14 protein-coding genes are annotated in these 12,482 nt (G+C 67.3%); 9 read left to right on the top strand and 5 right to left on the bottom strand.

Annotated features, from left to right (window positions below; genetic code table 11):
* Position 1 precedes the first annotated feature (1 nt).
* From IEX50_RS01135 to IEX50_RS01115, 5 genes are read left to right on the top strand one after another with little or no spacing between them, the layout of a single operon-like run.
* Positions 2-1,903, top strand: coding sequence for an acetyl/propionyl/methylcrotonyl-CoA carboxylase subunit alpha (locus tag IEX50_RS01135; protein ID WP_157177623.1), 1,902 nt, complete (start codon positions 2-4; stop codon positions 1,901-1,903).
* Complete coding sequence (locus IEX50_RS01130; RefSeq protein ID WP_157177622.1) at positions 1,903-2,355, top strand: MaoC family dehydratase; 453 nt, start codon at positions 1,903-1,905, stop codon at positions 2,353-2,355. Before IEX50_RS01135 ends, IEX50_RS01130 begins: the two co-directional genes overlap by 1 nt.
* Positions 2,352-3,191, top strand: coding sequence for an HpcH/HpaI aldolase/citrate lyase family protein (locus tag IEX50_RS01125; protein ID WP_157177621.1), 840 nt, complete (start codon positions 2,352-2,354; stop codon positions 3,189-3,191). Before IEX50_RS01130 ends, IEX50_RS01125 begins: the two co-directional genes overlap by 4 nt.
* A 53-nt stretch (positions 3,192-3,244) precedes the next feature.
* A complete protein-coding gene (locus tag IEX50_RS01120) occupies positions 3,245-3,616 on the top strand; it encodes a hypothetical protein (protein WP_157177620.1) in 372 nt (123 codons plus the stop codon).
* Between the two features lie 38 nt (positions 3,617-3,654).
* Positions 3,655-4,026, top strand: a complete 372-nt coding sequence (locus IEX50_RS01115) for a VOC family protein (RefSeq protein WP_229673565.1) — start codon at positions 3,655-3,657, stop codon at positions 4,024-4,026.
* 9 nt (positions 4,027-4,035) lie between these two features.
* On the opposite strand, the gene IEX50_RS01110 is transcribed toward IEX50_RS01115, so the two are convergent.
* A complete protein-coding gene (locus IEX50_RS01110) occupies positions 4,036-4,479 on the bottom strand; it encodes a GFA family protein (protein ID WP_229673563.1) in 444 nt (147 codons plus the stop codon).
* Positions 4,480-4,614: 135 nt separating this feature from the next.
* Here IEX50_RS01110 and IEX50_RS01105 point away from each other — a divergent pair, with 135 nt between their 5' ends.
* From IEX50_RS01105 to IEX50_RS01095, 3 genes are read left to right on the top strand one after another with little or no spacing between them, the layout of a single operon-like run.
* On the top strand, positions 4,615-4,995 hold the full coding sequence (locus IEX50_RS01105) for a hypothetical protein (protein ID WP_157177618.1): 381 nt from the start codon (positions 4,615-4,617) through the stop codon (positions 4,993-4,995).
* Positions 4,992-5,180 (top strand): helix-turn-helix transcriptional regulator, encoded by a 189-nt coding sequence (locus IEX50_RS01100; RefSeq protein ID WP_157177617.1) that lies wholly within the window; start codon positions 4,992-4,994, stop codon positions 5,178-5,180. The genes IEX50_RS01105 and IEX50_RS01100 overlap by 4 nt, the downstream gene beginning before the upstream one ends.
* Before the next feature lie 22 nt (positions 5,181-5,202).
* On the top strand, positions 5,203-6,105 hold the full coding sequence (locus tag IEX50_RS01095) for an alpha/beta fold hydrolase (protein ID WP_157177616.1): 903 nt from the start codon (positions 5,203-5,205) through the stop codon (positions 6,103-6,105).
* Here the strand turns inward: IEX50_RS01095 and IEX50_RS01090 are convergent.
* The 4 genes from IEX50_RS01090 to IEX50_RS01075 all read right to left on the bottom strand — a co-directional run bounded on the left by IEX50_RS01090 (position 6,102) and on the right by IEX50_RS01075 (position 9,947).
* Positions 6,102-6,491 carry a lysozyme inhibitor LprI family protein gene (locus tag IEX50_RS01090; RefSeq protein ID WP_157177615.1) on the bottom strand — a complete coding sequence of 130 codons (390 nt, stop codon included), beginning with the start codon at positions 6,489-6,491 and terminating at the stop codon, positions 6,102-6,104. The genes IEX50_RS01095 and IEX50_RS01090 overlap by 4 nt on opposite strands.
* A 102-nt stretch (positions 6,492-6,593) precedes the next feature.
* Positions 6,594-7,967 (bottom strand): class II 3-deoxy-7-phosphoheptulonate synthase, encoded by a 1,374-nt coding sequence (locus IEX50_RS01085; RefSeq protein ID WP_157177614.1) that lies wholly within the window; start codon positions 7,965-7,967, stop codon positions 6,594-6,596.
* Between the two features lie 73 nt (positions 7,968-8,040).
* Positions 8,041-9,564, bottom strand: a complete 1,524-nt coding sequence (gene cysS, locus IEX50_RS01080) for a cysteine--tRNA ligase (protein WP_157177613.1) — start codon at positions 9,562-9,564, stop codon at positions 8,041-8,043.
* 113 nt (positions 9,565-9,677) lie between these two features.
* Positions 9,678-9,947 (bottom strand): hypothetical protein, encoded by a 270-nt coding sequence (locus IEX50_RS01075; RefSeq protein WP_157177612.1) that lies wholly within the window; start codon positions 9,945-9,947, stop codon positions 9,678-9,680.
* 236 nt (positions 9,948-10,183) lie between these two features.
* On the opposite strand from IEX50_RS01075, the gene IEX50_RS01070 reads away from it, so the two are divergent.
* Entirely contained in the window at positions 10,184-12,472 is a 2,289-nt protein-coding gene (locus IEX50_RS01070) for a glycosyltransferase family 4 protein (RefSeq protein ID WP_157177611.1), read from the top strand.
* The last annotated feature ends 10 nt before the right edge of the window (positions 12,473-12,482 follow it).

Here is a 12,482-nt window from a genome sequence, read left to right as displayed (position 1 = left end):
CATGATCGCATCGCTTCTGATCGCCAATCGCGGCGAAATCGCCTGTCGCATCATCCGGACCGCGCGGGCACTCGGGATCCGTACGGTCGCGGTGTATTCCGATGCCGATGCGCAGGCGCTGCACGTCGCGCAGGCTGACGAGGCCGTGCATATCGGCGCGTCGCCGGCGCGCGAGAGCTATCTGGTCGGCGAGCGGATTATCGCGGCGGCGCTGGCCACGGGGGTGGAGGCGATCCATCCGGGCTATGGTTTCCTGTCGGAGAATGCCGAGTTCGCGGAAGCCGTGATCGAGGCCGGGCTGGTGTGGGTCGGGCCGCGGCCGGACAGCATCCGCGCGATGGGGCTGAAGGATGCCGCCAAGCAGCGCATGATCGCGGCGGGCGTACCGGTGACGCCGGGCTATCTGGGCGCGGACCAGTCGCCCGAGCGGTTACGCGCGGAGGCCGATGCGATCGGCTATCCGGTGCTGATCAAGGCGGTCGCGGGCGGCGGCGGCAAGGGGATGCGGCGCGTGGAAGAGGCGGCAGCGTTCGACGATGCGCTGCTGTCCTGCCAGCGCGAGGCGGCGGCGGCGTTCGGCAATACCGACGTCCTGATCGAAAAATACATCCTGTCGCCGCGCCATATCGAGGTGCAGGTGTTCGGCGATACGCATGGCGACGTCGTCCATCTGTTCGAGCGCGACTGTTCGTTGCAGCGGCGGCATCAGAAGGTGATCGAGGAAGCGCCCGCGCCCGGCATGGACGCCGAGACGCGTGCCGCGATCTGCGACGCGGCGGTGCGTGCGGCCAAGGCGGTGGACTATGTCGGGGCGGGGACGATCGAGTTCATCGCGGACGCGAGCAAGGGGCTTCGCGCCGACCGGATCTGGTTCATGGAAATGAACACGCGGTTGCAGGTCGAGCATCCGGTGACCGAGGAGATCACCGGCGTCGACCTGATCGAATGGCAGCTGCGCGTCGCGAGCGGGGAGCGGTTGCCGAAGCGGCAGGACGAGCTGGCCATCAATGGCTGGGCGATGGAGGCGCGACTGTATGCGGAGGACCCGGCGACGGGGTTCCTGCCGAGCATCGGGCGGCTGGACTATCTGTGCTTTCCCAAGCCCTATCGTGGGCGGACCGTGCGGATCGAGACGGGGGTCAGGGAGGGCGACGCGGTGTCGGCTTTCTACGATCCAATGATCGCGAAGCTGGTCACGCATGCGCCGACCCGGGCGCTGGCGATCGCGAACCTGGAGCAGATGACGGCGCGGACGCGGTGCTGGCCGGTCAGGACGAATGCCGGGTTCCTGACGCTTGCGCTGCGCAACGCGGGGTTTGCGAGTGGCGAGATCGATACCGGGCTGATCGCGCGGGAGGGTGAGGCGCTGATCCCGGCGGCACAGCCTTCGGATGCGGTGTTGCAGGCGGTGGCGCGGGTTGTCGTCGGGCGGCAGCCGAGGGGTGATCGGCATCGCCGCCGGACGTCCGGCAAGAGTGGTTTCCGGCTGAACGGGGACGCTGCGCCGATCATGGTTCGGCTTGCCGAGGGCGGTCGGTCCTATGACGTTGTCGTCGGCAAAGATGACGCTGACCTGCCGCGCGTGACGCGGATCGATGCGGGCTGGGCGGTGACCGAGGACGGCGTGACGCGGGTGTTCACGCTGTATCGACCGGGCGGGCCTGAAGGGGCTGTCGCGGGCGACGGCGCGATCCTGTCGCCGATGCCCGGGCGGATCATCGCGGTCGATGTGGCCGAGGGCGCGGCGGTGACGAAGGGGCAGAAGCTCGTCACGCTGGAGGCGATGAAGATGGAGCATGGCCTGACCGCGCCGTTCGACGGGGTGGTGGCGGAGCTGCATGCGGTGGTGGAGGGGCAGGTGCGCGAAGGCATGCTGCTCGTCCGGATCGAGAAGGACGCCTGATGGCCGGGCGGCATTATGACGCATGGCGGGTCGGCGACCGGATCGTGCACGAGATCCGCCGGACCGTGACCGAGACGGACAATCTGCTGTTCTCGGTCATGACGCACAATCCGCAGCCGCTGCACATCGATGCGGAGGCGGCGAGGGCGAGCGAGTTCGGGCAGATCCTGGTGAACGGGACCTTCACCTTTGCGCTGATGATCGGGTTGTCGGTAGGTGACACGACGCTGGGGACGCTGGTCGCGAACCTTGGCTATGACGCGCTGGTGATGCCAAAGCCAGTGTTCATCGGCGATACGATGCGGGCGGAGACGGAGGTCACCGCGCTGAAGGACAGCCGGTCGCGACCCAAGGCTGGGATCGTGACCTTCACGCACCGGTTGCTGAACCAGCGTGACGAGGTCGTGTGCCAATGTTTGCGGACCGCGCTGCTGACGCGAGCGCCGGCATGAGGTTGCGGTCGCTGCTGTTCGTGCCGGCCGATCGGCCCGAGCGGTTCGACAAGGCGGCGGCGAGCGGGGCGGATGCGATCATCCTCGACCTGGAGGATTCGGTCGTGCCGGCGCGTAAGGACGCAGGCCGGGCGGCGGTGGCGGCGTATCTCGACACGCCATGCGATGTCATTCGGATGGTGCGGATCAGTCCGTTGGACGCGGGTGCGCTGGACGCGGACCTGAGCGTTGCGCGCCGGGCGGATGCAATCATGCTGCCCAAGGCGGCGGGCGCGGCGGACGTGCGGGCGCTGGTGCGGGCGGCGGGGGCGGACTGCCCGCCGATCCTGCCGATCGCGACGGAGGTGCCGGCGGCGATCTTTACGTTGGGCGAATATGCAGGGGTAGCGGAGCGGCTGTGCGGGCTGACCTGGGGGGCGGAGGACCTGCCCGCCGCGATCGGGGCCGCGACCAGTCGCGAGCCGGACGGGTCCTATACCGCGCCGTATCAGATGGTGCGCGCGCTGCTGCTGTTCGGCGCGCACGCCGCGGGGGTGGCGGCGATCGAGACGGTGTATCCGGCGATCAGCGATCTGGAGGGGCTGGCGGCCTATGCGGCGCGCGGGTGTCGAGACGGGTTCACCGGCATGATGGCGATCCATCCGGCGCAGGTGGCGGTGATCAACGCGGCCTTCACGCCGGATGCCGCGACGGTCGTGCGGGCGCGGGCGATCGTCGCCGCGTTTGCTGCGGAGCCGGAGGCGGGCGCTTTGCAACTCGATGGGCAGATGATCGATGCGCCGCACCTTCGGCAGGCGCTGACGACGATCGAGCGGGCGGGTGACGCCGGGGCGTAGCGCAGGCTGGGGGACGCTGGCATAGTCGGGCCGTTCGGGGTGGGGAGCGGTCTGTGTCTGCGTGGCTGAGCCTCGTCCTGCAAACGGCGGTGCCGTTCGATCTTGCCGCGGTTGCGAAGCCGGTGGACCTGAGCGCGATCCAGCAGTGCGGCGCCGCCTCGTCCGGCGAGATCGTCGTGTGCGGCGGGCGGAGCGAGCAATATCGCCTGCCGCTGCCGAACGAGCGGGTTGCCGGAGCACGGACCCGCGGCGATGCGCCGACCGGCACGGCTGCGCTGACGCCGCCGGCTCCGTGCGGCATCTTTGCGGGGGAGCGACGCTGCGGCAAGCGCGAGGCGGCGGACTATGGCTATAGCGGCGGGCGGGACCCGATCACGGCGCTGACGCGGGTTGTGACGGGTCTCGTCGACCCGGACGCGAACTAGCGATGCGCGCGGACCTGTGCATGATCGGGCGGGGCAGGATGAGGGAGTCGGAAATGGATCACCGGGCGGTTGCGATCATTCCGAGCGGCGATCTGGACGCCAGCACCGCTTTCTATCGTCGACTCGGGTTGGAGGTGCTTGGCGACTATGGCCATTACCGGATCCTGGCCGACGGGCGGGGGTGGCACCTGCACCTGAACCTCATGTCGGGCTGGCCGCGGCAGATCGAGGACAACCCGTTCGGGCTGTACCTGTATGTCGACGATGTCGATGCGGTGGCCGCGGCGGTGCGTGAGTTGATCATCGATCCCGCCACGCCGCATGTCACGCCGTGGGGGACCTATGAGTTCGCGGTGAGCGATCCGACGGGGCTGCTGGTCCGGGTCGGGCGGGTCGTCGATCAGGCGTAGGTCGGCGCGTCAGTCCGGGAGCTTGCCGGTCGTCGCCAGCCAGCGGTCGCGCGTGCTGGCGTGGTCGGCGAGCGTCGTGCCCGGAAGGTGCGAGCAATCGAGCCAGGCGGGCAAGATCGTTTCGATCGAGACATTCTGGTCGGGGACGAAGCGCGCGGGATCGTCGAACGAGCCGATCGTCAGGTCCATCATGTCGCTGTCCGGATATTCGAAGGTGAGCGGCGTTCCACAGGTCCGGCAGAAACCGCGTTGCGCGATCGCGGAGGAACGGTAGCGGTCGGGCTCCTCCGTCGTCCAGGTGACGTCGGCCCTGGCGATGTTGCGGAACGCGATCGAGACACCGCCGGTCGCGCGGCGGCACATGCCGCAATGGCAGAGGTAGGCCGCGTCCGAATCGATCCGCGCAGCGTACCGCACCCGGCCGCATTGGCATCCGCCCGTCATGATCTGCATCGTCGGCCTCCGTTTCGCAGACAGGAAGGTACCGTGCGCGTCGCGTCGATGGCAATCCGGATGACCGTCACCGATGGAAAGGACGCTTGACAGGTATCGGACTGGCTGTAAAAGACGCTTTACAGGAGACGGTCCATGTCTCGAGCCCGGCGCTACATCATCGAACTGAGTGCGGCGATGCTGCTGTACGGTGTCCTGCTGGTCGGGGCGGCTTCGGTGGAGCGGGCGATCAAGCCGGTCAGTGCGCTGAAGCTGGTCATCAACCTTGTGCCGATGATCGGTGCGTTCGCGGCGGCCTTGGCCATCCGGCGCGGGTTGTGGCGGATGGACGAGATGCAGCGCCAGATCCAGTTCGATGCGATCGCCATGTCATTCCTGGGCACCGCGCTGATCACCTTCCGCTGGGGGTTTGCCGAAGGGGCGGGGTTGCCGCAGCTGCGTGCCTTTGCCGTCTGGCCGATCATGGGGACGTTGTGGGGCCTGGGCATGGTCGTCGCGCAGCTCCGCTACCGGTGAACAACCGGATCAAGGAACTGCGGCTGGCCCGCGCGTGGAGCCAGGGGAACCTGGCCGAGGCGCTGGCCGTGTCGCGCCAGACGGTGAATGCCATCGAGAACGGGCGGTACGATCCGAGCCTGCCGCTCGCCTTCACGATCGCCGCGGTCTTCGGGCTGCGGATCGAGGACGTGTTTCAACCTTAGGGCAGCGAAGGGGGACATCATCATGTGGACGCGTATGCTCGCGGCGATCGGGATCGCCATGTCGTTACCAGGAGCCGCCGTTGCAAAACCGGCGCAGGCGGGAAGTGCCGCGCGTGAACGGATCGCGGTGATATCCGAGGGGACCGGGCCGGACGTCGTGCTGATCCCCGGGCTCGCGTCGTCGTCGACAGTCTGGTCCGATCTGGTGCGGCAGCTGAAGCCGAAGCATCGGCTGCACATCGTCCAGATCGCCGGGTTCGCCGGGATGCCGGCGGTCGGGGGAGAGGACGACCGCGTCGCGGCGCCGGCGGCGGAGGCGATCGCGGACTATATCCGGCGGGAGCGGATCGCGGCGCCGGTGGTGATCGGTCATTCGCTGGGCGGCGAGGTCGCGCTGATGCTCGGCGCGCGGCAACCCGAGCTGGTCGGGCGCTTGATGGTCGTCGACGCGCTGCCGTTCTACAGCCTGCTGATGAACCCAGCGGCGACGGTCGCCATGGTCACCCCGCGGGCGGCGGCGTACCGCGATGCAATGCTGACCGCTACTGCGGAACAGCGCGAGGCGGCGCAGGCGGCGACGATCGCGCGGCTGGTGAAGACGGACGGAAAGCGGCGGGGGCTGGTCACTTCGCTCGAGCTGTCGGACCGCAAGACGGTGGCAAATGCGACCTATGAGCTGATGACGACCGACCTGCGGCCCGAACTGCCGCGGATCAGGGTGCCGGTGGCGGTCGTCTATGCCTATGATCCGCTTTACGGCGTACCGGCGGCGGCGATTGATGCGACGTTCCGCAACGCCTATGCCGGGACGCCGGACGTGCGTTTCCGCCGGATCGACGGCAGCTTCCACTTCGTCATGCTGGACCAGCCCGCCGCGCTCGCGCAGGTCGTGACGGACTTCATCGACCGGCCGGTGGCGAACTAGCGTTGCGCCCAGCCGAGCATGGCGCGGAGCTGGGCGGTGCGTTGCCGCGTCACTTCGGCCAGGCACTGGCTGGCGGTGAAGGGCTGCATCGTGCCGCCGCGCCATTCGTAGCTTTCGATGCGGCACTCGGCATTGCGGAAGGCGAGCCACGCGCGTTGCGACGCGAGCAAGGCGGCGGCGTAACCGGGTTCCGAGGTGTTCACGCCCATCGATAGGGTGCGGTCCGCCTGCTGCATGGCGGCGTAGGCCTGTTTCCAGATGCGGTTCAGGTTAGCATCGGCCTGCGCGGCGACCGCCCGCTGGCACATCGTCATCGCGGTCTGGTTCGGCTTGTCGCCGCAGTTGCCCGCGGTTGCGGCGGCGAGCGCCATGAGCAGAACGATCATCGTTTACGCCGTTCCGGATGTTGACGGGCAGCAGGGCTTCGACGGTCGGTCGACCACCCGGAATCGGTCATCGACGCCGGGGCGATCGATGACCGATCATTCTCAGGCGGCGTCGCGTTCGCGCAGGCGCATCTCGTCGTTGAGCATTTCGGCGAGCAGGAAGGCGAGCTCGATCGACTGGCCCGCGTTGAGGCGCGGGTCGCAATGCGTATGGTAGCGATCGCCAAGGCTCTGTTCGGTCACGTCGATCGCGCCGCCGGTGCACTCGGTGACGTTCTGGCCGGTCATTTCGGCATGGATGCCGCCGCCATGCGTCCCCTCCGCACGGTGGACCGCGAAGAAGCCGCGGACCTCCGCCAGGATCCGATCGAACGGGCGCGTCTTGTACCCGCTGGCGGCCTTCACGACGTTGCCGTGCATCGGGTCGCACGACCAGACGACCGGGCGCCCTTCGCGCTGGATCGCGCGAACCAGCGTGGGGAGGTGCTTCTCGATCTTGTCATGGCCGTAGCGCGTGATGAGCGTGATGCGGCCGGGGATGCGCGCCGGATCGAGCGTGTCGAGCATGCGGAGCAACGCGTCCGGTTCGAGCGTCGGCCCGCACTTGATGCCGATCGGGTTGTGGATGCCGCGGAGGAATTCGACATGCGAAGACCCTTCGAACCGCGTGCGATCGCCGATCCAGAGGAAGTGCGCGGACAGGCCGTAATAGTCGCCCGTCAGGCTGTCCTGACGGGTGAGCGCCTGTTCGTAGGGGAGCAGCAGCGCCTCGTGGCTGGTGAAGAACTGCGTGCCCTTCAGCTGCGGCACCGTCTCCGGGTTGATTCCGCAGGCGGCCATGAAATCGAGCGCCTCGCCGATCCGGTTGGCGACGTCCTGATATTGCGCGGCCCACGGGCTGCGGCCCATGAAGTCGAGCGTCCAGGCGTGGACCTGGTGGAGGTTGGCGTAGCCGCCCTGGGCGAACGCGCGGAGCAGGTTGAGCGTCGCGGCCGACTGGCTGTAGGCACGGATCATGCGTTGCGGATCGGGCTCGCGCGCGGTCGCCTCGAACCCGATGTCGTTGATGATGTCGCCGCGGTAGCTGGGCAACGAGACGCCGCCGATCTCCTCCATGTCGGTCGAGCGCGGCTTGGCGAACTGGCCCGCCATGCGGCCGAGCTTCACGATCGGCAACTTGGACGCATAGGTCAGCACGACCGCCATCTGCAGGATGACGCGGAAGGTGTCGCGGATGTAGTTGGGGTGGAATTCCGCGAAGCTTTCCGCGCAGTCGCCGCCCTGGAGCAGGAACGCCTTGCCCGCGGCGACTTCGGCCAGCGAGGACGTCAGATCGCGCGCTTCGCCGGCGAAGACCAGCGGGGGGTAGTGGCCGAGTTCGGCTTCGGCCGCGGCGAGTGCGACGGGGTCGGAATAGGTCGGCAGCTGGCGCGCTTCGGCCTGCTTCCAGCTGTCGGGAGTCCAGTTGTGTGCCATTTACGTTTCCCAGTGTTCGCAATTTCCTTGCGTCGGACATGACCGAAACGCAACCTTCGTCGACGGCAGCCCGTCAGTCGCCGAGCAGCGGACGCCATTCCCAGCCGAGCGGATCGCCGTCCATGACCTCGACCCCGCCGGCCCCCAGTTGGTCGCGAAGCGCGTCCGATGTCGCGAAATCGCGCGCGGCGCGGGCGGCGGCGCGGTCTGCGAGGAGGGTGGCGACGTCGTCTTCCTGAAGCGTCGCCGCGGCGGGCCGGAGCGACAGTGCGCGGCGGTCGAGCGTGACGAGGCCGAGCCCGAGGACGAGGTCCATGCTGCCGACGAGGCGGAGCCGTTCGTCCGCAGGGATGGCCTTGTCGGCGATCGCGTCTTCCAGCACGGGGAGCGCCTGCGGAGTCATCAGGTCGGCGGCGATGGCGGCGTCGAATTTGGCGAGATAGTCGCGTGCCTTCGTGCCGAGCGGCTGTTCGATCTCGTCACGCTGATAGGTGGTGGCGGCACCGCGCGCGTCGGTCGCCTCGGCCAGGACGCGGGTCCAGCCGGTGTCGGTCGCCTTGGCGCGGAGGGCAACGACCGCGGAGACGAGCCGCTTGAGTCGGGTCAGCGCGGCGCCGAGGCCGTCAGCGGAGAAATCCAGTTCCGAGCGGTAGTGCGACGACAGGCACATCATGCGGTAGGCGAGCGGCGACACGCCGCGCTCGACGAGCGAAGCGAGGGTCGCGAACCCGCCCTTCGACTTCGACATCTTGGCGCCGCGATCGACCAGGAAATTGTTGTGCATCCAGACGTTCGCGCCGGTGGCCGACGTGCAGGTGAACGCCTGGTTCTGCGCGATCTCGTTCACATGGTGGATTTCGCGGTGGTCGATACCGCCGGTGTGAATGTCGAACTGCCGCCCGAGATATTTCAGGCTCATTACCGAGCATTCGAGGTGCCAGCCGGGCGCACCGGGGCCCCAGGGGGAGACCCATTCCATCTGGCGGTCGGCCCCCGGCGCGGAGGTGCGCCACAATGCGAAGTCGGCCGCATTGCGCTTGCCCGCGACCGCATCGATCCGTGCGACGACATCGTCCGGGCGCGCGCCGGCGAGCAGGCCGTAGTCGGGGACACGCGAGGTGTCGAAATAGAGGCCGGTGTCGAGCTGGTAGGCAGCACCGTGCCCCTCGATCGTGCGGGCGAAGGCGATCATGTCCTGGACATGCTCGGTCGCGACACTCCACAGCGTTGGCGCGCGCACGCCGAGTGCCGCGAGATCGGCCTTGAACGCGGCGGTGTAGAAAGCGGCGATCTCGTGGATGCTGCGCCCGGTGGCGGTCGCGGCGGCCTCCATCTTGTCGTCGCCGGCATCCGCATCCGACGTCAGGTGGCCAACATCGGTGATGTTGATCACGTGATTGACCGCATAGCCCTTCCAGTTGAGCATGCGGCGGAGCGTATCGGTGAAGACATAGGCGCGCAGATTGCCGAGATGCGCGAAATTATAAACAGTCGGCCCGCAGCTGTAGATCCGGACGAGGTCGGGATCGATCGGCACGAACGGCGCGGTCGCGCGCGTCATGCTGTTGAACAGGGTCAGCGGAGCGGGAGCTGTCATCGGTGGTCCATAGGCGTGGCGGTGTGTCGCGGGCAAAGAAAAAGGCGGGGGTCCGCGATGGACCGCCCGCCTTCAAACCGTCTGCTCCGGCCGCAAGGCCGGGGCAGCCACGATCACATCGCGTTTGCGGCGTTCGCAGCAACGGCACCGTTGTCGACAGCGTCTTCGACGTTGTCGGCAGCTGCGGACATGTTGTCAGCAGCGTTCTCGAGAGCGGCTTCGGTCGACTCGTTCGTCGCGTTGTCGGCAGCGTCTTCGAGGTTGTCGGCGGCGTTGTCCATGGACTCGGCGACGTTCTCGGCGGCGTTTTCGGCCGGGGTATTGTTCGTGCAGGCGGCCAGAGACATCAGGCCGGCGGCGACGACGAAGCTGAGCTTCTTCATATGTGCTGCTCCAAGAAAGGCAAACGGAAGGGCCGGCCCGAATGCCGCCCCCTGTTCGTCTGTAGCGGCGTCATCTCTTCCGTCAACGTAGAAATAGCGTGAACGGTGCGCGGTTCGTCGCATTTGACTGATGTGGTTCATGCAGGCGCAACCTACGTGTGTCGCGAACGTTTGTTCATCAACAGCGCCGGGTTACGCCCGCTGCCGCTAACCCATCATTCCCAAGGTAGACATCCATGGCATCCACCCCGACCGATCCGAAGATCGAAAACCGCATCGAACGGATCGCGATCGTGGGCAATCATCCGCCGCGGCTGTGTGGCATCGCCACGTTCACCCGCGACACGGCAGTCGCGTTGCGCGGCGCGTTCCCGGACTTGGCGATCGACGTCTATGCGATGAACGATGTCGGCGCGGCGCACGACTATGCCGGATCCGTGGTCGCGGAGATCGGGCAGGACGATATTGCCGACTATCGCGCGGCGGCCCGGCTGATCGACGAAAGCGGCGCGCAGGTCGTGATGGTGCAACATGAATATGGTATCTTCGGCGGGCCGGCTGGCGCCAACCTGCTGACGTTGCTCGACCGCGTGACGGTTCCGGTGATCGTGGTGCTACACACGGTGTTGGAAACACCGAATCCCGAACAGCGCGCAGTGATCGAGGCGCTGGCGCGGCGCGCGTCCAAGCTGATCGTCATGGCCGAGAAGGGCCGCGACATCCTCCAGCACGTCCACGGCCTGTCGCGCGATTCGATCGAGGTCGTCGCGCACGGCGTGCCGGATCGGCCGTTCGATCAGGGTGCCGCGAAGAAGACGCGATTCGGGTTCGACGGGCGCAAGGTGCTGATGACGTTCGGACTGCTGTCCCCCAACAAGGGGATCGAGACGATGCTGCGCGCGTTGCCGGCGATCGTCGCGGCGAACCCAACCGCGCTGTACGTGATCCTCGGGGCGACGCACCCGCATCTGGTGGCGCGTGAGGGCGAGGCGTATCGCGACGGCCTACGCGCGCTGGCGGACAAGCTGGGTGTGCTCGACAATATCCGCTTCGTCGACGGGTTCCTAGAGCAGGAACTGCTGCTCGATTATGTCGAGGCGGCGGATATCTACGTGACGCCTTATCTGAACGAGGCGCAGATCACGTCGGGCACGCTGGCTTATGCGGTCAGCCTAGGCAAGCCGGTGGTGTCCACACCTTACTGGCATGCGAGCGAATTGCTGTCGAACGGGACGGGCATTCTAGCCGCGTTCGGCGACAGCGACGCGTTTGCGCGTGAGATCAACGGGTTGTTCGCGGACCCTGAGAAGATGCGTGCGATCGCCGAGCGTGCCTATGCGATCGGCCGTGGCATGACGTGGGAGACCGCCGCACACCGTTACATGGCGATCATGCGCGCCGCCGTCCGTCGGCAGCCGGTGCGGATGGTGCAGCGACCGGTGGCCGAACTGCCGATCGTGGCACCGGACCTGACCGGGGTGGAGCGCATCACCGACGGATGCGGGATGATCCAGCATTCGATCTTCTCCGTGCCCGATCGCGACCATGGGTATTGCGTCGACGACAATTGCCGGGCGCTGATGCTGATGCACCGGATTGAGGGCGACGCATCGGCGCGGGCGGACCAGCTTGCGACGGTCTATGCTTCGTTCGTCCAACATGCCTGGAACGGCGAGACCGGGCGGTTCCGCAACTTCATGGGTTTCGACCGCAGCTGGATGGAAAGCGTCGGATCGGAGGACAGCTTCGGCCGGTCGCTCTGGTCGATCGGCGACACCGCGGCGCGAGCGCGCAAGTCCGACCTGCGGCGCTGGGCGCTGCATCTGTTCGATCAGGTTGCGCCCTATGCGCATGAGCTGGGCAGCCCGCGGACTTGGGCGTTCGCGCTGCTCGGGGCGGATGCGGTTCTCGAAGTGCACCCGAGCCATGCGGTGGCGCAACGGCTGGTAAAATATTTCGGCGAGAAGCTATCGCGCCGGCTGGCCGATGCCCGGCGTGACGACTGGATCTGGTTCGAATCCGTGCTGGGTTACGACAATGCACGTCTGCCGGAAGCACTGATCCGCGCGGCCGCGCGCACCGGGAACTCCGCCTGGATGGCGGATGGCCTCGCCTCGCTGGAATGGTTGGAACACATCCATACGGGGCCGGAGGGCTATTACCGGGCGGTCGGGACCGAGAGCTTTGGGCGGGAATATGTCGGGCCGCTGCGGTTCGACCAGCAGCCGCTGGAGGCGTGGGCCTCGATCGATGCAACGATGACCGCCTACCGCATGACAGGCGCTGAGACGTGGCGCGATGCCGCGATGCGGGCCTATCGCTGGTATCTCGGCGCGAACGACGTCGGCATTCCGCTCGCGTCGATTATCGACGGTGGCTGCTTTGACGGATTGATGAGCGACCGGGTCAACCTTAATCAGGGAGCCGAATCGGTGCTGGCTTTCCAGTTCGCTTGCTGCGCCATGGCGTCGTTGGCGCTGGAACCAGCTCGGTCCGCGGACGATCGGTCGAGCAAAGTTTCCTAGCTCGACAGCG

Origin of the sequence: Sphingomonas prati (assembly GCF_014643515.1) — a bacterium.
In the GTDB taxonomy this organism is placed as follows: Bacteria; Pseudomonadota; Alphaproteobacteria; order Sphingomonadales; family Sphingomonadaceae; genus Sphingomonas_R; species Sphingomonas_R prati.
Note: the sequence above shows the minus strand (reverse complement) of the source record. Positions and strands in the feature narration are given on the sequence as shown.